This is a genomic window from Mycolicibacterium celeriflavum (genome assembly GCF_010731795.1).
In the GTDB taxonomy this organism is placed as follows: domain Bacteria; phylum Actinomycetota; class Actinomycetes; order Mycobacteriales; family Mycobacteriaceae; genus Mycobacterium; species Mycobacterium celeriflavum.
The window spans coordinates 3163261-3183403 of sequence record NZ_AP022591.1; the positions used below are offsets into that span (position 1 = coordinate 3163261).

At 69.1% G+C, this 20143-nt stretch carries 19 protein-coding genes; 6 read left to right on the forward strand and 13 right to left on the reverse strand.

What is annotated here, in order from left to right; genetic code table 11:
- Positions 1–109: 109 nt before the first annotated feature.
- The 5 genes from G6N18_RS15335 to G6N18_RS15355 are packed head-to-tail and all read right to left on the reverse strand — an operon-like array spanning position 110 to position 4248.
- Positions 110–532, reverse strand: coding sequence for a hypothetical protein (locus tag G6N18_RS15335; RefSeq protein ID WP_109749352.1), 423 nt, complete (start codon positions 530–532; stop codon positions 110–112).
- On the reverse strand, positions 529–1782 hold the full coding sequence (locus G6N18_RS15340; RefSeq protein WP_083000027.1) for a DUF58 domain-containing protein: 1254 nt from the start codon (positions 1780–1782) through the stop codon (positions 529–531). Before G6N18_RS15340 ends, G6N18_RS15335 begins: the two co-directional genes overlap by 4 nt.
- Entirely contained in the window at positions 1779–2744 is a 966-nt protein-coding gene (locus G6N18_RS15345; RefSeq protein ID WP_083000028.1) for an AAA family ATPase, read from the reverse strand. The genes G6N18_RS15340 and G6N18_RS15345 overlap by 4 nt, the downstream gene beginning before the upstream one ends.
- Positions 2741–3226 (reverse strand): hypothetical protein, encoded by a 486-nt coding sequence (locus tag G6N18_RS15350; RefSeq protein ID WP_083000029.1) that lies wholly within the window; start codon positions 3224–3226, stop codon positions 2741–2743. Before G6N18_RS15350 ends, G6N18_RS15345 begins: the two co-directional genes overlap by 4 nt.
- A complete protein-coding gene (locus G6N18_RS15355; protein ID WP_234806084.1) occupies positions 3223–4248 on the reverse strand; it encodes a DUF4129 domain-containing protein in 1026 nt (341 codons plus the stop codon). Before G6N18_RS15355 ends, G6N18_RS15350 begins: the two co-directional genes overlap by 4 nt.
- Between G6N18_RS15355 and G6N18_RS15360 the strand changes: the two genes are divergently transcribed.
- A complete protein-coding gene (locus tag G6N18_RS15360; RefSeq protein WP_083000234.1) occupies positions 4247–4909 on the forward strand; it encodes an O-methyltransferase in 663 nt (220 codons plus the stop codon). The genes G6N18_RS15355 and G6N18_RS15360 overlap by 2 nt on opposite strands.
- On the opposite strand, the gene G6N18_RS15365 is transcribed toward G6N18_RS15360, so the two are convergent.
- Positions 4902–5735: a hypothetical protein gene (locus G6N18_RS15365; RefSeq protein WP_083000031.1), complete on the reverse strand. Its 834-nt coding sequence runs from the start codon at positions 5733–5735 to the stop codon at positions 4902–4904. The two genes, G6N18_RS15360 and G6N18_RS15365, sit on opposite strands and share 8 nt — an antisense overlap.
- 10 nt (positions 5736–5745) lie before the next feature.
- Positions 5746–6594 carry a rhomboid family intramembrane serine protease gene (locus G6N18_RS15370; RefSeq protein ID WP_083000236.1) on the reverse strand — a complete coding sequence of 283 codons (849 nt, stop codon included), beginning with the start codon at positions 6592–6594 and terminating at the stop codon, positions 5746–5748.
- Between the two features lie 315 nt (positions 6595–6909).
- On the opposite strand from G6N18_RS15370, the gene G6N18_RS15375 reads away from it, so the two are divergent.
- From G6N18_RS15375 to lipE, 3 genes are all read left to right on the forward strand, one after another.
- Positions 6910–7308, forward strand: a complete 399-nt coding sequence (locus tag G6N18_RS15375; protein ID WP_067214312.1) for a heme-binding protein — start codon at positions 6910–6912, stop codon at positions 7306–7308.
- A gap of 101 nt (positions 7309–7409) precedes the next feature.
- Positions 7410–7907, forward strand: coding sequence for an Rv1352/Rv1906c domain-containing protein (locus G6N18_RS15380; RefSeq protein WP_067214313.1), 498 nt, complete (start codon positions 7410–7412; stop codon positions 7905–7907).
- Positions 7908–7916: 9 nt separating this feature from the next.
- Positions 7917–9161 (forward strand): lipase LipE, encoded by a 1245-nt coding sequence (gene lipE, locus G6N18_RS15385; protein ID WP_083000032.1) that lies wholly within the window; start codon positions 7917–7919, stop codon positions 9159–9161.
- On the opposite strand, the gene G6N18_RS15390 is transcribed toward lipE, so the two are convergent.
- From G6N18_RS15390 to G6N18_RS15415, 6 genes are all read right to left on the reverse strand, one after another.
- Positions 9141–10271 (reverse strand): FAD-dependent oxidoreductase, encoded by a 1131-nt coding sequence (locus tag G6N18_RS15390; protein ID WP_083000238.1) that lies wholly within the window; start codon positions 10269–10271, stop codon positions 9141–9143. The two genes, lipE and G6N18_RS15390, sit on opposite strands and share 21 nt — an antisense overlap.
- A gap of 36 nt (positions 10272–10307) precedes the next feature.
- Positions 10308–11309 carry a tocopherol cyclase family protein gene (locus tag G6N18_RS15395; protein ID WP_083000033.1) on the reverse strand — a complete coding sequence of 334 codons (1002 nt, stop codon included), beginning with the start codon at positions 11307–11309 and terminating at the stop codon, positions 10308–10310.
- A gap of 38 nt (positions 11310–11347) precedes the next feature.
- A complete protein-coding gene (locus G6N18_RS15400; RefSeq protein ID WP_067214316.1) occupies positions 11348–12154 on the reverse strand; it encodes a glutaminyl-peptide cyclotransferase in 807 nt (268 codons plus the stop codon).
- Between the two features lie 66 nt (positions 12155–12220).
- Positions 12221–16132: an ATP-dependent RNA helicase HrpA gene (gene hrpA / locus G6N18_RS15405; protein WP_083000034.1), complete on the reverse strand. Its 3912-nt coding sequence runs from the start codon at positions 16130–16132 to the stop codon at positions 12221–12223.
- Positions 16110–17267 carry an FUSC family protein gene (locus tag G6N18_RS15410; RefSeq protein WP_083000035.1) on the reverse strand — a complete coding sequence of 386 codons (1158 nt, stop codon included), beginning with the start codon at positions 17265–17267 and terminating at the stop codon, positions 16110–16112. Before G6N18_RS15410 ends, hrpA begins: the two co-directional genes overlap by 23 nt.
- A gap of 39 nt (positions 17268–17306) precedes the next feature.
- Positions 17307–18200 carry a mycobacterial-type methylenetetrahydrofolate reductase gene (locus G6N18_RS15415; protein ID WP_067214319.1) on the reverse strand — a complete coding sequence of 298 codons (894 nt, stop codon included), beginning with the start codon at positions 18198–18200 and terminating at the stop codon, positions 17307–17309.
- Positions 18201–18339: 139 nt separating this feature from the next.
- Here G6N18_RS15415 and G6N18_RS15420 point away from each other — a divergent pair, with 139 nt between their 5' ends.
- Positions 18340–19830, forward strand: coding sequence for a protein adenylyltransferase SelO (locus G6N18_RS15420; protein WP_234806095.1), 1491 nt, complete (start codon positions 18340–18342; stop codon positions 19828–19830).
- 22 nt (positions 19831–19852) lie between these two features.
- Positions 19853–20083, forward strand: coding sequence for a hypothetical protein (locus G6N18_RS15425; RefSeq protein ID WP_067214321.1), 231 nt, complete (start codon positions 19853–19855; stop codon positions 20081–20083).
- The last annotated feature ends 60 nt before the right edge of the window (positions 20084–20143 follow it).

Below are 20143 nucleotides of genomic sequence, written 5' to 3' on the forward strand. Positions count from 1 at the left end.
CGCCCCTGTGGACAAGCTCATCGAGCTCGGTGATCGACCACGGTGGCGAATCGTGCTGATCGCGGTACGCGAGGACCGCCGGCATCTGCCGGTCGCGAACCTGGAATGTCTAGCATCGCCGCCCGCCCACCCAGAACGGCCGCGTCGCCAACACCACCGCCGTCAGAACGGCAAGCGGCGCGAGCAATGGCACCCACGGCAGTTCCAGCGGTACCGCCACCGCCGCCAGCCCGATGGCCGTGAAGCCGAGCGTCCCGATCACCGTCGGGGCGCTGACGTCCGCGGTGTGCCGCAACACCAGATACCCGGCACCCGACAGGCCGCACAGCGCCGCCAGGGCAGGAGGCGCCGAAGCGAGGACGATCGCCGCGGCCGTCGACACCACCGCCAACGTCGCTGCTGCACGAAACACGTTGCCCGCCAGAACCAATATCACCGCCAGGCCGCATGCGACCAACGCCGCACCGTCGGACTGCAACGCGGCCGCGGCCACCATGACCAAGCCGAACGCCGTCGACAATGCCCGGTTCACCGTCGCCCCCCTACCGGTCGCCGGCGACGGGGCACCAGTTGCATGGCCTGGTCCAGAGTGTCCTCGTCGCGCCACGCCACGATGTCGACCCCGACCGTGCCCATATCGCGATACATGAACGACCGCTGCAGCGACCACATCCGGGCCACCAGCCCGTCGCACTCATCCTCGAACGGAGCGCCCTGCAACACGTCGACCGCGATGACGGTGTGGCCGCGCTTGCGAAGGTCGATCAGCGCCAGCGCGAATTCGGTGTCGAGCAGCGTGGAGAACGCGACGACGATGGCGCCCGGCGGGATCGCGGCGCGCGGCGCAAGTGTGCCCGAAGTGGTGTCGTAACCACCACTGACCCCGAGCATCGCGTCGAGCACCCGGTAGAACTGCCTGCGGCCGATGTCTGCGCTCAGCCACCGCGGATGCCGATCCCCGAGTGCGACGACGCCCGCCCGGTCACCACTGCGCAACGCGCTCTGCACCACCTGCACCGCACCGCGTGCGGTGCGTTCGGTGGCTTCGGTCGCAGGGCCTGCCGGTTGCGCATAGTTGTCGATGAGCACGACCACGTCGACCGCGCGATCGGTCAGTCGCTCCGTGACGTGCAGGCTGCCCCGGCGGGCACTGACCGCCCAGTTGACCGTCCGGAGTTGATCGCCCGGCACGTACCGCCGGACATCGGCGTACTCCACGCCGGGACCGATGTGCCGGGTCAGGTGGGTGCCGAGGCGATCGAGCAGTTCCGTGCGCGGGGTCGCCGTCGACTGCGGCGAGGCCATCGGAAACACGTAGACGTCTGCGGCGTCGACCACTGCGGTGCCCTCGACGAGACCGCCCCGCGCAGAGACGGTCACCTGTGCGCGCAGCGGATAGCGGCCCCACCGTTTCGCGGCCGCCACCACGGTCTGCCGGCTTACGCTCTCCCGCTCGGCGACCTCCAGCGTCATTCCCTCTACCGCAGCGGCTTTCATCGCCACCGGGTCGTTCTCGGCCTCCGCCCACAGCGTGATCCGCGCCGGTTCCCCTTCGAAGCACCGGTGGATGCCGGGGTCCGCGTGCACCTGAACCTTTGGCACCCGCCGCTGCCAGCCGACCGAACACAGCACACCGATCAGCGGCGCGGCGAACACGACGAGTTGCCAGCGCGACCCGATCACCGCCGCGGCCATCGACACCACCGCGCAGGTCAACAGTGCTCGCGCGAGGGGCGATGCGCGCCAGTCCAATTCGACGTCAGTGCAGCGGATTTCGATCACGTATCGGTCCGCGGCACGGGTAGCCGTCGTAGCAGCTCGTCCACCACGTCACTGCCACGAACCCGCCGCACCCACATCTCCGGACGCAGGGTGATGCGGTGCGCGATCGCGGGCACGGCAAGCGATTTCACATCCTCGGGGACGACGTAGTCGCGGCCGAGCAGCAGCGCGCGGGCGCGGGCGAGCGCAACGAGGTCGAGCTCGGCCCGCGGGCTGGCGCCCACCGCGATCTGCGGGTGCTGGCGGGTGGCGGCGGCCAACGATACGACGTAGCGCAGCACGTCGTCGTGCACGGTGACCTGCTCCACAGATTCCCGCATCGCGACGACATCGTGCGCGTCGACAACCTGCCCGACCGTGGGCTCCACCGATCCGCGGTCGATGCGGCGACGCAACATCGAGGCCTCCTCCTGCTCCGACAGATACCGCAGTTCGAGCCGGATCGTGAAGCGGTCGAGCTGAGCTTCCGGCAGCGGATAGGTGCCCTCGTACTCGATCGGGTTGTCGGTTGCCAGCACGATGAACGGCGACGGCAGCTTGTGTGTGGCGCCGTCGATGCTCACCTGGATTTCGGCCATCGCCTCGAGCAGTGCCGCCTGTGTCTTGGGAGGCGTGCGGTTGATCTCGTCGGCGAGCAGCAGGTTGGTGAAGATCGGGCCGGGCCGGAACTCGAAGCGACCCGACTGCATGTCGTACACGGTCGAGCCGAGCAGGTCCGCAGGCAGCAGGTCCGGGGTGAACTGAACGCGCTTGAACTCCAGCCCGAGCGCCGCCGCGAACGACCGGGCGATCAGCGTCTTTCCGAGGCCGGGCAGGTCCTCGATGAGCACGTGGCCGCCGGCCAGCACGGTGGTGAGGATCAGCGTCAGCGCCCCGCGTTTACCGACTACCGCCCGTCCGATCTCGTCGAGCACCGTTTCGCAGTTCGCGGTGGTGGTCGCCGCAGGCAATCCTGCCGTCATACCCGCTCCAACCGTTGCAGGATCTCATCGAGCGTCGCCCGGCCCGGACCAGGTTGGTCCGCACCGCTTTTCACGACGTTTTCAGGGTTGACCCAGTCCCACAGTTCCGGGCCGAACAGCATCTCACCGGTGGCGTGATAGGCGGCGCGGTTCCGGTTCCGCCGTTGGCCCGTGGCCAACTCGAACTGCCGGGCGAGCATGGGCCGCAGGTGCCGGTCCCAATCCTTGCGGGTGGCCTCCGCGCGGCTGATCAACGTCTCCGTGCGTGACCGCCAGCGGCGCAGCGACTCCGCGGCGTCGTCGGAAGGTGTTGCCTCATAACTGGTCTCGTCTTCGCGCGCGAGCTGCCAGCGCACGCCGAGCAGCGCCAACGCCAGCGCGCCACCCGAGACGATGAGGATCAGTTGGCGGTCGCGGGTTGCTATCGCGATCAGTTCGGCACCGGCCACCAACAGAAATGCCGCTGCGACAAGCTTTTTCATGGCGCCGCCTCCGCGGTGCGCTGCGGCAGTTCAGCGAGCACCCGGCTGAGGACGTGCACGGCGGCGTCGCGGTGTGACTCGCTCATCACATGGGGTGAGAATCGCGCCTCCTCGAACAGATCGACCAGTTCGGTCGCGCTGTCGGAGCGCAACGCACCGCTGGCGACGGCCCGGGCGAGTACCTCACTGGGGGTGTCGCATGCCTGGGGCACCGCACCGGGCACCCGGGTGAGCTCGCGCTCCATCGCGGCGTAGCACGCAATGATCGCCTCTCGCGGTTCTCGGCTGAGATCGCCGATCTCGGCGAGCCCGATCTCGGCGGCCCGGGCAAGCGACATCGTGGCCGCCGGCCTCGCCGGTTCGTCGACGTCATCGAGGACGGCGGTCGGGACAGGGACGCGGGCCCGCCGCCGCGAAGCGACCGCCATGCTGACCACCATCAGCGCCATCAAGATCAGCATCGGCGGGATGAGGTAGCTGACCACGTTCCCGCCGGCGGCGTCGTCCTCGGCGGCCGGGCGCGGAGCAGCCGGATCATCCGGAACCGGTGCGTCCGTCGGGGTGCTCGGCGGCGGTTCGATCGGCCCCGGATCGGGCACCCGCGACAGCAGCGCGACCAGCAGCAGCAACACGATCACGGCCGCGAGCGCGACGATCGCGAGGCGCCACGTCGGCCGCGCGGAAGTTCCTATGCTGCGCGGCAGGTCGCCCGCAGGCACGCGGTGTGGTCGTCGGTCGCGCATCCGCGCGACGATCGCGATACCGATGATCGCCACTGCCGCACACAGCAACACGATCACGGCGGCCAGCGCCGCCGGGTTGCTTCGCTGCGGTTCTGCCGGGTCGACTGTCCGCTCGACGCCGGGGACGTAACCACGCAGCGCCCACGCGGCAAGCACCATGAGCGTGATCACCGCAATCACGCGTCGCGTCGACGTGCCGGAAGCGCCCATGGCCCTATCGCCATCCTGGCACGCCAAGTCGTCGGCCATTTCAGATCCGCCCGATACGTTGGACGCCATGGGCATCTCACTGCACGACCCCGAAGTCGCCTCGGCGCTCGACCGGATGTACGCCGAGGCCCGCGACCAGATGGCGGCGTTGCGCGACGGGGGCGCCTTCTCCCGCCTTTCGGAGGCGAGCCCGCAGGAGCGCGCCGATGCGCTGAGCGACTTCTATCTGCCTGTCACCCCGGAGGCGGGTCGCCTGCTCTATGCGCTGGTGCGCGCCAGCAGACCCGCGACCGTCGTCGAGTTCGGGATGTCCCTGGGGATCTCCGCCATCCACTTGGCGGCCGCTGTGCGGGACAACGGCAGCGGTCGCGTCGTCACGACGGAGCTGAGCGAGGCCAAGGTCGCCGCCGCGACCAAGACCTTCGCCGACATCGGGCTCGACGATGTCATCACCGTGTTGGCCGGTGATGCGCTCACCACCCTGCAGACGCTGGAGGGCCCAGTCGATTTCGTCCTGCTCGACGGCTGGAAGGAGCTCTACCTGTCGGTACTCGAGCTGCTGGCGCCCCGCCTGTCGCCGGGTGCACTGGTCATAGCGGACAACACGTCGATGGCCGACCTCGTGCCGTACCTCGAGCACGTCCGCGACCCGAGCAACGGGTACGTCAGCGTCCCGTTCCCCGCGAGGGAGAGCGACAGCATGGAGATCAGCTGTCGCGCAGTCACTTAACGCGCCGCAACCGCGTCTTGGCCTCCTTCACCACCGCCGCCGCATCGCGGCTGGCCTGCTTGGCCTTGTCGTAGGCGTCCTCGGCGGCGGCCAGGGCGCGTTCGGCTTCCTGCCACCGCCGCTTCGCATCCTGGTGTCGTAGCCGCGCGGTCGCCAGGTCGGACTGCAGCTCGGACAGCGCATCGTCGGCCTCTGCTTTGGCGTGTTCGGCAGCGGCCAGCGCGGCGCGCGCCTGTTGCCGTTCCCGGCTGGCCGCCGCGTCGTTGTCGTCGCGCGGCTCAGCCTTCGTCGCGGGTTCGGGTTCGGGTTCGGATTTGCGCTCCGGTTTACGTCTGGCCGTCGGGCTGACAACGGTTGCGGTGTCGCCGAATTCGCCGAATCCGGACCACTCCTCGGCCTTGGCCAACCGGCCCAGCCGGTCGGCGACGTCCGGGTCCGCGACGGCTGCCTGCAGCGTGCCGGTGACGTCGTCACGCAGCGCACCGGCCGGGCTCTTGAGCTCCGCCTCCTCGAACGCGGTGCGGGTCAGGTCGTTGACCAGGCGGCGCTGCTCAGCGGACAGCTCGCGGATGCGTTCGCCGTCCATCGCCGCGTGGGCATCGCGCAGCCGCTCGCCGAGATCCTTCAGGCGCCTCTTGACGTCCTCGTCGCCGAGCGCCAGCCGGTTGACCACCCAGGCCGCGGTCGTCGGTTTGCGCGCGGCCGAGACTCGTTTGGCGGCATCGCTATCGCCACTCTTCTTCGCCTCACCGGCGAGCCTGGTGCGCAGCGCGGTGAACTCTTCCGGCTTTGCGGCATAGAGCTCGTCGAGCGCATCGTCGGCCATCGTCTCACCCTCAGGCCATGCCGAACGGCGCCAGCAGAACGGCCGTACGCCACCAGATCAGCAATGCGAACACCACGAGCGTGGCCGCGGTGGCGCCGGCCTGAACCAGGGTGCGGGAGCCGCGCGGCGCGTAGGCGTACGCCGTGGCGATCGCGGCGCCGGTGACCAGCCCGCCGATGTGGCCCTGCCAGCTGATGTTCTGCGAACTGACCAGCGGTATGACGAATGTGAACGCCAGGTTGATCGCGATGAGCGCGATCACCCACCGCACGTCCATGTTCAGCCGCTTGCCGACCACGAACACCGCGCCGAACAACCCGAACACCGCACCCGAGGCCCCCGCGGTCTGCGCGACGGGCGAGGACAGCAGGTACACCAGCACCGAGCCGCCCAGCGCGCTGAGAAGGTACAGGCTCGAGTACCGCAGCCGGCCCAGCGCCGCCTCAAGCGGCGGGCCCACCACGTACAGGGCCCACATGTTGAACAGGATGTGCGCCGCACCGTAGTGCAGGAACGCCGACGTCAACATGCGGTACAGGTCGCCGTCGGCCACCGCGTAGGACTGCAGCACCAAGTCCCGCTGCAGGCCCGGGACCAGGATCTGCAACGCGAACATCACCACGTTCAGGCCGATCAGTACGTAGGTGACCGTCGGCTTGGCGGCCGGCACCCCGCCGAACTGGGTGCGCACTTGCCGGACCTGTCGTGCGCCGGAGTTCACGCAGTCCACACACTGATGGCCGACCGACGCGTCGCGCATGCATTCCGGGCAGATGTAGCGGTTGCACCGGGCGCAGCGGACATACGTCACCCGGTCGGGGTGCCGGTAGCACGTCGGCGTCACGGGCGGGGTGGACATGGACACCACCTTAGATTCAGCCCCGCCGGGGCCATCTCGACGACCAGGTCGATAACGATTCGGTCACCATCCACATCACGATCAATTAAGGGCGGTCGGCGAATTCTGAGGGTTTTCAAGATCTGCGCATCGCTCTGGCCGCGCGCTTATCGAATTTGACCAGAATTGCGGTACAGATCACGCCGATCCGGTGTAACGCCTGCTGGTAAGCCATTTTCGGGTCGCGCGGCCGCGTTTGCATCTGTTTGCCTTGGGTACCTTGGATTTGCGGACGGGGGAATCCGCGACCATCGCAATTCGAAGGAAAGAAACAATATGACAATCCGTGGAATCGCCGCGCGTCGGCGAATCGCAGGCGCCTGTGCTGCCAGCCTGCTAGGGGGTTTGGCCGCAGCAACCATCGCCGCACCGTCGGCGGCGGCCGCGCCGGACTGCAGTGCCAGCGCCGTGTCCGGCACCGTCAGCTCGGTGACCGGTTCGGCCCGGTCCTATCTGGACAGCCACCCGGGTGCCAACCAGGCCGTGACCACCGCGTTCAGCCAGCCACGTGCTGAGGCGGCGGCCACTCTTCGCGGCTACTTCACCGCGAACCCGCAGGAGTACTACGACCTGCGCGGCATCCTGTCGCCGATCGGCGACGTGCAGCGCACGTGCAACATCCAGGCGCTGCCGCCGGATTTGGCGTCGGCCTATGACGAGTTCATGGCCGGCTGATTCTCCAGTTGGATCCGTTCGAAGTGACCCGCCGCCGCAGCTCCCGCTGTGGCGGCGGGTTTTTGATTGCCATCGACAACTTGCGCTTAGACTGGCTCCCTATGAAGCTGACGCGACCCGCAACCGTCGCTGCGACGGTGCTCCTGGCCCTGGGTGGGGCGGGTGCCGCGCAGGCCCAACCGGACGAACCCCACCACCCGGATCCAGCCGCCCCGGGACCGTCTGCCGCGCCCGGGCCGTCGCCGGCACCGGGGCCCGGACCGGCGCCGCAGGCTGCGCCCGCAACGCGCATCGACCGCGACGGCACCTACAAGGTCGGCACCGAAATCCTGCCCGGTACCTATTCGACGGCGGGGCCGATCGCCGAAGGCGCCTGCTACTGGAAGCGGGTCAACAACGACGAGGTCCCGGACAACGCGCTCACCAAGAAGCCGCAGGTGGTTCGCATCGAAGCGACCGACACGGCGTTCACCACAAGCGACTGCCAACCGTGGGAGAAGACCAACGCCGCGCCGCCGCCCCAGCCCGCGCCCGGCGATCTGCTCGGAGCGCTCGGCGCGTTCATCGGCAAAGGAATCCTGAGCGGCGGCCCCGGCTAGCCTGGCGGCGTGACTGATCTTCGCGCCGAGGGCAGGATCCGCGTGCCCGCCGATCTCGACGCCGTGACCGCGGTTGGCGAAGAGGACCATTCCGGGGTCGACCCCGCGTCGATCGAGCGCATCTGGGACGCCGCTCGACACTGGTACCGAGCCGGTATGCACCCCGCGATCCAGGTGTGCCTGCGGCGCAACGGCAGAGTCGTGCTGAACCGGGCGATCGGGCACGGCTGGGGCAACGGTCCCGCCGATCCGCCCGACGCGGAGAAGGTGCCGGTCACGACCGAAACACCGTTCTGCGCGTACTCGGCGGCCAAGGCGATCACGTCGACGGTGGTGCACATGCTCGTCGAGCGCGGATGTTTTTCGCTCGACGATCGCGTCTGCGAATACCTGCCCAGCTACACCAGCCACGGCAAGCACCGCACCACGATCCGACACGTGATGACCCACAGCGCGGGGATTCCGATCCACACCGGGCCGCGCCCGGACCTGAGCCGCATGGACGACAGCGAGTACACCCGCGAGAAGCTGGGCGAACTCAAACCGCTGTATCGGCCCGGACTCGTGCACATTTATCACGGGTTGACCTGGGGTCCGCTGATCCGCGAGATCGTCGGCGCCGCAGCGGGTCGCAACATCCGCGATGTCCTGGCGTCCGAGATCCTCGAGCCGCTCGGCTTCCGGTGGACCAATTACGGCGTTGCGGCACAAGATGTTCCGTTGGTTGCCCCGAGCCACGCGACCGGTAAGGAGCTCCCGCAACCGGCCGCCACCGTGTTCCGGTTGGCGGTCGGCGGCTCGTTGTACAAAATCATCCCGTTCTCCAACAGCCCGCAGTACCTCACCAGCGTCCTACCGTCGTCGAACACCGTGTCCACCGCCTTCGAGCTGTCACGGTTCGCCGAATTGTTGCGCCGCGGCGGCGAACTCGACGGTGTGCGGGTGCTGGCGCCCGAGACGCTACGCGCGGCGACCGCCGAATGTCGAAGGCTGCGACCGGATGTCGCGGTCGGGCTGGCGCCGCTGCGCTGGGGCACCGGTTACATGCTGGGGTCGAAGCGGTTCGGGCCGTTCGGCCGCAATGCAGCGTCGGCGTTCGGGCACACCGGGCTGACTAACATCGCCGTCTGGGCCGATCCGCAACGCGGGCTCGCCGCGGGAGTGATCAGCAGCGGCAAGCCCGGACCGCATCGCGAGGCCGACCGGTACACCGCACTGCTGGACTGCATCACCTCAGAGCTTGCGCGAAACTGAGTCAGCGCGCACACCGCGGTAGATGCCGCGCCAGACGATCCAGGGCATCAGCACCCGATCGATCGACCAGCCGGGAAAGCCGACTGCCTGACCACGGGGCGTGAACACCTCGAGCCCGTCGGGTTGCGGTCCGAGCACCGAACCCCAGCGACGGCTCGCCGGCCGGTAGGACCGCAACGGCTTCCCAGCGAATTCGGCGCGAATGTTGTGGGCCAACAGGCCGTCGGCGCGGTTGCGGGCCGACGTGCGCAGCGGATCGGTCGCGGCGACGTCACCGATCGCGAACACACCGCGCTGCCCCGGAACCCGAAGCTCCGGCGTCACTCGGACGAAGCCGTGCTCGTCGAGTAACTCCGGTGGCAGCCACTGCGTGTTGGGGCGAACCCGGCCGATCGCCCATAGCACCGCATCCGCGGCGGTTTCGGGTTGGCCGGTGCTCCACCGCACCGGCCCGGTGGTGAGGTCGTCGCACCCGAAGCCGTCCGGCACGATGGCCCGGTGACCGGCGTGCACTTCGACGCCGAACTCGCTGAGTCGGCGGCTCACCCTGCCCCAGACGCGGGGGTGGTGATGCACCAGTGCGCGGTCGCCGGGGAGGTACAGCCCGATGCGCTTGTCGGGGTGGGTGCGGGCCAGGTTGGCGGCACTGCTCACCGCCGCGGCGCCGCCGCCGATGACGATCACCGAACGGGCTGCGGCCAGGCGCTGATGCGCCGCACGGAGGTCTGCGGCGATCTCGTCGGCCGACTGCAGGCGCGATTGGCGCCAGAACCCGTTGGTGACGCCCGTCGAAATGACCAGGGCGTCATACGGTTCGGCCAAGGTGCTGCCGTCGCCCCGCTGTACGAACACCTTTCGAGCGGCCAGGTCGACTCCGGTCAGCGTGCCGTGCAGCGTCCGGACGCGGTCGAGGCCGCGGAACCGGTCGAAGGTGATCCAGTTGTAGCGGGCCCAGTCGTCCGGTCGGCTCAGCCGCATGCCGAGTTCCTGGCCGCTGAGCAGACCGGGTTTGGCGGAGATGCCGACGACGTCGGCGTGCCGCGCGAGCTTGATCGCGGTCAGCACACCGCTGTCACCGAGGCCCGCGACGACCACCCGTGCGCGGCTCATCGCCCGCCGGTCCGTCAGGTGTCGCACCCGGTCACCCTAGCCAGTCGGCAGGCTGCCGACCTCCAGACCCGCGATCTGAGACTCCCCGTCGAAGATCACCCGGCCGAAGTCTTTGACCACGCAGCGCAACCGGCCGCCGAGATGCTCGAAGTCGGTGTCGACGTTGCGCCGCTCGGCGGGCAGCGGCACGGGCAGGGTGTGTGGCTCCAGATGCGTACCGTCGCCCTGTAATTCGATCTGGTAGCGCAGCGACGACGCGCGCACTCGCCACGTGCGGTCCCCGATGTCCGAGCGGACCCATGCGGTCGGCGGTGTCAAGCGCAGCACCCGCTCCCCCAGGCGCACCACGACGCCGGCTACGTCCTGCTTCAGCGGGCCGAGCGCGAGCAGACCGCCGGAGAACGCCACGGACACGTCCGCGTCGCCGAAATCGTGCGCCTGACCCCACCACCACCGCTGCGGGAACCCTGCTCCCCAGTTGCGCTCGGTGTAGAGCTTGGCCCCGTCGAAGTCCCACCGGGTTTCGTCGAATTCGACGGTGCCGCTGGCAGATCCGCCGAGCCGGTAGGGATGCCAGTACTGGCTGAGGAAAGGCACCACCGACGCGACGCCGCCGCCGGCAAGCGCCTTGGGCCACCGAACCGGGTCGTCGAACCGCATGTCGACACGGACGCCGGGCAAGGCGACGCGCAGCCGGTCGTACGTCGCGTGGAACTGCCCGTCGCCCGCATCGAGTTGAAACGGGCCGGCCCCGGCGCTCGCGTCGTCCAGCGCTGCGCTGTACACCCGGCCGCCCGGGTGCAGTGCCACCGCGGTCGTCGCCCAGTCGCCGTCGGGATGCTTGTTGACGCTGAACAACGCCACCAGCGCGCGTCCCGACGCGGCGTCGGTGATCCGCCAGAACCAGCCCTCCATCTCGGTGCCGTGCGAAGTCAGCGGATCGCTGAACGGCAGATCGGCGCCGGTGCGGCGATACAGGCCGGCAAGCGGTCCCGCGACGGACCTGGTCGCGTCCCTGGTGGTGTCGACGGTGGTCATGGGCACTACGTTGACCGTTGCGGCTGAACGCAAACCCGCTATGGCGGCGGCTGCAATCGGACCCGGTACATCGTCGGCCAGTACTTGCCGGTCAGCAGGTATTCGTCGCCGTCGACGTGGGCGATGCCGTTGAGCACCTTCTCGCGGCCGGCGTTCTGCTCGGGCCACAGCCCGGCGGCATCGACCACGGTGTCGACCCTGCCCGTCGCCGGATCGATGCGCACGATCATGTCGGTCTGCCAGACGTTCGCCCAGACCCGGCCGTCGACGCACTCCAACTCGTTGAGGTTGCGCAGCGGCTGGTCGTCGCGGGTGACGGCGACGGAGCCAGTCTCGGCGAACGTCGACGGGTCGTGGAACCGCAGCCGATCGGTGCCGTCGCTGCGGACCACCCGGTCACCATCTAGGCACAACCCCCAGCCTTCCCCGTCGACCGGAACCTCCCGCAGCGGGGTGAGGGTGGTCTTGTCCCATTCCACCGCAACCCCGTTCTGCCAGGTCAACTCCCAGATCCGGTCGCCGACGACCGTGATGCCCTCGCCGTAGTAATTGTTCGGGGCGGGCGCCGCGCGGCGCAGCGCGCCGGTGGTCGGGTCGAGTTCGCGAACCTGCGAGCGGCCGGCGACGCCGGTGCCCTCGTACAACGTCGACCCGTCTAGCTCGAGCCCCTGGGTCCACGCCGTGGGGTCGTGGGGAATCTCTGCCAGCACAACGGGTTTGATCACCGGCGGCGGGCCGGTCTGCGTCGACGGGTCGCTCTGTGCGGCCGGCGACGAGCCGCCACACGCCACGGGAACGACGGCGAACAGCACGACCGCCGCGCGACGGGCAACACAGGAATACATAGGCCCTATGCCTACCGGATGCGACGGCGTCGCGCGCGGTTGCGACGAACTAGGCGTTGTCGGGCGTCAGGGCCGGACCGCGTCGATCGCGCGGTGGATGCGCTGTTCGCTGACCGGCCGCGGGGTGCCGAGCTGTTGCGCCCACAAACTGACCCGCAATTCCTCGATCTGCCGCCCGATGTCGCGGACATCGGCGCCCGCCGCGCGAGCGGGCGACAAAGCGCGCACCAGTTCGTCGTAGGCGTCCTGCACCGCGTGCACCCGCTGCATCCGGTCGCGATCGGCGCCGGGCGCATGCGGCAGCCGCTCGAGCCGCCTGCCGATCGCGAGAAGGTAGCGGCGCAGGTCTGCCAGGTGCGCGGCCCCCGTCGCCGTCACGAAGCCTGGGGGCAACAATCGGTCGAGCTGGGCGCGGATGTCGGCGATCGCGTCGGCCTGCGCGTCCGACGGCGACGTCGGCGCCGACGGCAGCGCCACCTCCACGTCGTGAGCCGCCGCGAGCACCTGCTCGACGCGAGTGACGATTTCCATAGTGCTGCCCACCAGGTCGGCGGCGACGCGGCCGCGCAGCGCGGCAAACTCGTCACGGGTCCACGCCGGTGTGGGCGCCAGCAGGTCGGTCGCCGTGTCGGCGCAGTCTTCGAGCAACGCCTGCAGCGAGCCGCCCGGATTGGCGCCGAGAACCAGCCGGGTCCGCGGCTGTAATCGGCGTTCGATGGCTTTCACCGGAGACGACACCATGAGTCGCAACAGCCTTCGGGTACCCGGCCCCATTGAGGCCTGCTGTTCGGCAGCCGTCGGAAACACGTGCACGTCAACCGCGACGCCCGCGTCGACCAGAGCAGGGTATCCCCGCACGGTGTGGCCGCCGACGACACGTTCGACGCTGCGCGGCAACACGTCCAGGTCCTCGGGCCAGGCACGCAGCCCGGTCCGGTCCAGGTCGCCGGCGACCGCGTCGGCGACCGCGCGCCGCACCGGGGCGGCGAGCCGGTGCTGGAGCGCCTCGAGGTCCTTGCCGCGCGCCAGTTCGGTGCCGTCGGCGTTCTCGACGGCGAATGTGACGCGCAGGTGCGACGGCAGCTTGTCGAGGTCGAACGCGTCGATCGGCACCAGAACACCGGTGCGCCTGTGCAGTTCGCGCTGCACGGCCTCGAGCAGCGGTTCGGCGCCGGGTGCGATGCCGGCCAGCACCGCGCGCGCCGTGTCCGGAGCGGGCACGAAGTTGCGGCGCAGGTTTTTCGGCAGCGACCGGATCAGCGCGGTGACCAGTTCTTCGCGCAGTGCGGGTACCTGCCAGGCGAACTCGTCGCCGCCGAGCCGGGCGAGCACCTCGACCGGCACGTGCACCGTGACCCCGTCGTCCTCGGCGCCCGGCTCGAAGCGGTAGCTCAACGGCAGCGACAGGTCGCCTGCCTGCCACGCATCCGGCTGCCCATCGGCCGCATCGTCTGTTCGCAGGAGGTCGTCGCGGGTGAAGGTCAGCAGTTCCGGCGACACATGGCGTTGCTTCTTCCACCATGCGTCAAAGTGCCGCGCCGACAGGACATCCGCGGGGATCCGGGCGTTGTAGAACGCGAAGATCTGGTCATCGCCGACGAGCAGGTCGCGTCGACGCGCCTTCTCCTCGAGCTCCTCGAGTTCCACCCGCAGCCGGGCGTTGTCGCGGAAGAAGTGGTGGCGGGTCTGCCAGTCGCCCTCGACGAGGGCATGCCGGATGAACAACTCGCGCGCCAGATCCGGTTCGATCTGCGAGTAGTTCACGCGGCGGCGCGGCACCAGCGGCAGCCCGTAGAGCGTCACCCGCTCGTAGGCCATCACGGCGCCGCGCTGGGCGTCCCAGTGCGGCTCACTGTAGGTGTGCTGCACGAGATCCCCCGCGATGCGCTCGACAACTTCAGGTTGGATTCGCGCGCCGATTCGCCCGTAGAGCCTGCTGGTCTCGACGAGGTCGGCGACGACGATCCAGCGCGGCGGACGTTTCGTGAGCACGGAACCCGGCGCGAGGACGAACTTCGCGTTGCGTGCGCCTTGATACTCGCGGCCGTCACCCTCGCGTAATCCGATGTGCGACAACAGGCCGGCGAACAGCGCGGCGTGCACCCGCGCCGGATCGGCGGGCTCGTCGGACTCCCTGATGCCCAAGTCCGCGGCGATGCTGCGCAACTGCCCGGTGAGGTCCTGCCACTCGCGGATCCGCAGGTAATGCAGGAACTCCTCGCGGCACATCCGTCGAAACGCATTGCCGGACAGCTCCTGTCGCTGCTCACGCAGATAGCGCCACAGGTTGAGGTAAGAGACGAAATCCGAGTGGTCGTCGGCGAACCGGGCGTGCTTCTGCCGTGCGGCCTCCTCGCGGTCGGCTGGCCGTTCCCGTGGATCGGGGATCGACAGCGCCGCGGCCAACACCAGGATCTCCCGCACGCAGCCCTCGATGTCGGCCTGCAGGATCATCCGGCCCAGCCGGGGATCGACCGGCAGCTGCGCGAGCCGTCGGCCGACGTCGGTGATCGCACCGTGGGCGTCGAACGCGCCGAGTTCCTGCAACAGCTGCACACCGTCGCGGACGCTGCGCCGATCCGGCGGGTCGAGAAAGGGAAAGGTCTCGATCTCACCGAGATTCAACGCCGCCATCTGCAGAATCACCGCGGCCAGGTTGGTGCGCAGGATCTCCGGGTCGGTGTAGCGCGGCCGCGACGCGAAGTCCTCCTCCGAGTAGAGGCGGATACACACACCTGGCGCCGTGCGGCCCGAGCGTCCGGCCCGCTGCGCGGCGGAGGCCTGTGAGATTGGCTCGATCGGCAACCGCTGCACCTTGGTCCTGCGGCTGTAGCGGGAGATTCGGGCGGTGCCCGGGTCGACGACGTACCCGATGCCGGGCACCGTCAACGACGTCTCGGCGACATTGGTGGCCAGCACGACGCGGCGCATTGCGCGGCTGGGTTGAAACACCTTCTGCTGCTCGGCCGTTGGTAACCGGGCGTAGAGCGGCAACACTTCCGTGTTCGTCAGCCCACGTAAAGCTTCTGCGGTGTCGCGGATCTCGCGCTCGCCCGACAGGAAGACCAGCACGTCGCCCGGCGGCTCCCGCTCCAGTTCACCGATCGCGTCGACGATCGCTTCGGTCTGGTCGCGCATCTGCGTGCGCACCAGCTCGTGGTCGGGATCGTCGGGGTCGGCGGCTTCCGGGTCGTCGACCGGCGCGACGGCGACTTCCAAAGGGCGGTACCGGATCTCGACCGGATAGGTGCGCCCCGACACCTCGACGATCGGCGCACCGGCGAAGTGCGCGGCGAAGCGTTCCGGCTCGATCGTCGCCGAGGTGACGATGACCTTGAGGTCCGGCCGCCGAGGCAGCAGTTCGCGCAGGTATCCGAGCAGGAAGTCGATGTTGAGGCTGCGCTCGTGGGCCTCGTCGAGGATCAGCGTGTCGTAGCGCAGCAGGCGGCGGTCACGTTGGATCTCCGCGAGCAGGATCCCGTCGGTCATCAGCTTCACCAGCGTTCGGTCACTCGCTTGATCGGTGAAACGCACCGTGTAGCCGATGGTCTCGCCCAACGGAGTGCGCAGTTCGTCGGCGATGCGCGCTGCGACGGTGCGGGCGGCGAGGCGCCGCGGCTGGGTGTGCCCGATGGTGCCGCGCACGCCGCGGCCGAGTTCGAGGCAGATCTTCGGCAGCTGCGTCGTCTTGCCCGAACCGGTTTCGCCGGCGACGACCACCACCTGATGCGCGTTGATCGCCTCGGCGATGTCGCCGCGGCGTTCGCTGACCGGCAGGTCGGGATAGGTGATTTCGGGCCTCGCGGCCAGCCGGGTGGCCACCAGCGCCTCTGCGGCGGCGATCTGTTCTGCGATCCGGCGCAGGTTCTCCGGTCGCTTGTCGCGAAGGTTCTTCAGTCGTCGGCCGATGCGGGCCGCGTCGCGGATCGTCAGGGCGTCTAGACGCGCTCGCAACTCAGCGACTGACGGTCCGGACACTCGGGTCAGAATAGGCGTCGCGCGCGGAGTCAATCTCCTCGCAGAGGCGCTGGGCGTCGGTGTAGAGGCCGCCGTAGATGGCCCACTGTGTCGGCCGGTCGAGCTCGCGGTTCCGGACATGCGCCGTCAGGTCGTCGAACGCCGACGTGCACCTGCGGGCCTCCTCGGTCAGCGGTTCGTCGCCGAAGTCCGCGACGGTGTGCATCGCTCCTGCGGCAGCGACGGCGTCGCGCACGGCCTCGAGCAGGGTGCCGTAGCGGCGCAGGAACTCATCGTGTTGCGAGCCCGACTCATCGCGCTCGACGGCACGGGCCAAACCGGTGGTCACCCATCGCAGCTCCTCGGCGATCCGCTCGAGCGCGTGCAGTGTCACCCGGTGTCCCGCGATCCCGGTGTCGGAGCGCACCAGCAGTCGGCGCGGGTTCAGCTTCGTTGTGCGCACGGCATGGTCAAGGGTGTGGCGCGCCTGCGCCGCCTTGTTCGGCAGGGCCTCGGCGCGCCACCGCCAGTCGCGCGCCGATTGGATGCTGACGTCGCCGTCCACCAGTCCGTCGGTCATATCCGACAGCAGCTCGACCATCGACCCGCTGACCGATTCGACGGCGTAGCGGGCGCTGCGATACCGCAGCGGCGGAGCGATGACCAGCGTCACCACAAGCGCCACCGTGGCGCCCAGCAGGACCATGCCCGCGATCGACGGCAGGGGGCTGCCGGCCGAGGAGTTGCCGGACGGCAGCACGAAGGCGCCGTACGCGAAGATCACCGCCACCGCGACATTTGTCCCCTGCTTGCCCAGCCGGTGCCAACGCCCGATCGCCAGCGCGACGATGAGCATCACGGGAAACAGCCACAGCTGCACTCCCCACAGCCACACCGCGCCGCCGACCAACCCGATCCCGACCAGCATTGCCGCGGTGTACCGCACCGCCATCGCGACCGAGTCGGCGATCGTCATACCGACGAGCAGTAGTGCCGAGAACGCGGCGAACGTCGCATGCGCCCCGCCGAAAACCTCGGTGGCCAGGACCCACGCGATCGTCGACGAGACCGCGGCTTTGGCCAGGGCGAGCGCGGATTCGCGATCCAGTCTGAGTCGACCGGCGCCGCGCTCAGCGCGCTCTACGAGGCTGGGCATGTGACCGCAGATTCCCGCTGCGGTGCGGATGAAACGCCGTCAAGCCTTGTCGGGCGCCCAGTACTCGAGCATCTCGGCGAACGTCTCGAACGCGGGCGTGGACACGCCGTAGGTCGCCTCGAGGTGGATGCTCAGCGGAAAGCCGAGCTCGCCGACGCCGTCGATGACGCGCTTGTACAGGTCGAGCATCAGCTTGCGCTTTTCCGCCGGCTCCGTGGCGGCCAGCCGTTTGACGAACTCCTGCTCCTCGGCGACCGCGGCATTGCCCGGATCCTGAATCAGCCAGTTGATCAACCCGACTTTGCTCTCCATCTTCGGCACGAAGCCGAACGACAGCAGGATCTCGGGCCGGTGATCGGTGTTCGCGGCGAAGTCGCGCAGGAAGCCCACGATCGCATCCGAGTACAACAACTGGGTCATGCCGTAGGTGGCGCCGCGCTCGCACTTGAAGGTGAACCGGCCCTGCTCGCCGTCGCGGGTCGGAATGAGGATCGCCCCGCGGTTCGGCACCAGGTCGTCGTAGATCGACAGCGCATCCACCGGTGCGACACCCGAGCCTTCGCCGTCGTTCATCGTGCGCGGCACCCCGACGAACGCGATGCCGTCGAACCCGGCACGGGACAGCTCGGTCAGCCGTCGCCGCAGCGTCGGCTCGTCCATGAACGCGGTGACCTGAGTGCACAAGCCGTTCACCCCGGCAAGCTCGGGCGTGATGATCGACCAGAAATCGAGCACGTCCAGTTTCGGCTTCATCTCGATGGGCCGGTCGGTGTCCTCTTCGATCATGCCGGGGATCATCACGTGCCTGATGCGGCCCTCGAGACCCGTCTCGGCGGAGCATCGCAGCATCTTGTGCGCATCGGCCAGCGCCTGCTCGCGGCCCCGCTCGACGTTCGGCGGGACGAGCTCGAGCGCGATGGTGTTCAGCGTCACCGGGCTGCTCCTCATCAGACATTGATTCCCGCGGCGCGGCAGGTTCTCGATGACCAATGGTCGCCGATCCGCGCTGTTTCCCCGGGAGCATCACCATACAGACCGCGGCGAATCCGCTCGTACTGTGGAAGGGGTGAGCATCGCACCCTCGAGCCCCGGCCAGTTCACGGCCTTCGCCGACCACTACGCCAGCGAGCTGCCGGAGTTGGCGGTGCGTTGGCAGGCCGAGGCGGCGCCCGACCCGCGGTTGCTTGTGCTCAACGAGTCGTTGGCCGCCGAACTGGGTTTCGACGCTGCGTGGTTGCGCGGGCCCGAGGGGCTGCGGCTGCTGGTCGGCACGCTGGTGCCCAGCAGCGCCACGCCGGTCGCGCAGGCGTATGCCGGGCACCAGTTCGGCGGTTATGTCCCGCAGTTGGGTGACGGACGCGCCCTGCTGCTCGGCGAGCTCACGACAACCTCCGGAGAGCTGCGCGACCTGCACCTGAAGGGGTCCGGCGCGACGCCGTTCGCCCGCGGCGGCGACGGGCTCGCGGCGGTGGGCCCGATGCTGCGCGAGTACATCGTCAGCGAGGCGATGCACGCGATGGGGATACCGACCACCCGCTCGCTGGCCGTCGTCGCGACCGGTCGCCAGGTGCAGCGCGAGACGCCGCTGCCCGGCGCGGTGCTGGCTCGGGTCGCCCGCAGCCACCTTCGTGTCGGCACGTTCCAGTACGCCGCGAACACCGGCGATATCGACCTGGTGCGCCGCCTCGCCGACCACGCAATCGAACGGCACCATCCGGCGGCCGCCGACGCGGGCAACCGCTATGTCGCGCTGTTCGAAGCCGTTGTGGCGGTGCAGGCGGCGCTGGTCGCGAAGTGGATGCTGGTCGGTTTCGTGCACGGCGTGATTAATACCGACAACATGACGATCTCCGGGGAGACCATCGACTACGGCCCGTGCGCATTCATGGAGGCCTACGACCCCGAGACGGTGTTCAGCTCGATCGACTCGTGGGGTCGCTACGCCTACGGCAATCAACCGGCGATCGCCGCGTGGAACTTGGCCAGGCTGGCCGAAACGCTGCTGCCGCTGTTCGCCGACGATCAACAGCAGGCGATCGCCGTCGCTGAAGGCAGCCTCGGCGGCTTTGCGCCCCGTTTCCAGGAGGCGCTCTCGGCGGGCATGTGCGCCAAGCTCGGCCTCGCGGCCACCACACCGGACGAGATCGCGGTGCCGCTGATGAACGACCTGATCGCGCAACTGCGCGAGAGCCACGTCGACTTCACGTCGTTCTTCCGGCACCTGGGTCAGGCCGCCCGCGGGGACGACGAACCCGCCCGCGGCCTGTTCCTCGACCTCGCCGCGTTCGACGACTGGCTGGCGCGGTGGCGCGCGTTGAAGCCGGACGCGGCGGTGATGGACCGCGTCAACCCCGTCTACATTCCACGCAATCATCTGGTCGAGGAGGCGCTGATCGCCGCGACCGGCCCGATCGGGGGCACCGCCGCCGAAGGCGACCTCGAGCCGCTGCACCGGCTGCTGGAGGCGGTGACCGCACCCTACGACGAACGCCCGGGGCTGGAGCGGTACGCCGAGCCCGCTCCGGAGGACTTCGGGAAGTACCGAACCTTCTGTGGGACCTGAGCCGCGCCCCTAGACTGCGCTCATGACTTTGCGACGGTCACTGATCGCAGGGCTTTTCGTGGCCGCGCTGTCCGCGGCGCCGGTGTCGCCCGTCCTTGCCTCGGCTCAACCCGGCAACTGCTGCTGTCCGCCGGGCCAGACCGGCGTCATCTACGGGTGTGCGTCCTTCTGTGTCGACGGCAAGGCCCTGGACACCAGCACCGGGTTGTGCGTGCCGGTGCCGCCGCCGTATCCGCATCCGCCTGTCGCCTAGTCTCAGGCGCCCCGGGGTCGCCGCGAAGATTAGCCCGACGGCGTCGCGGGCAATATCAAG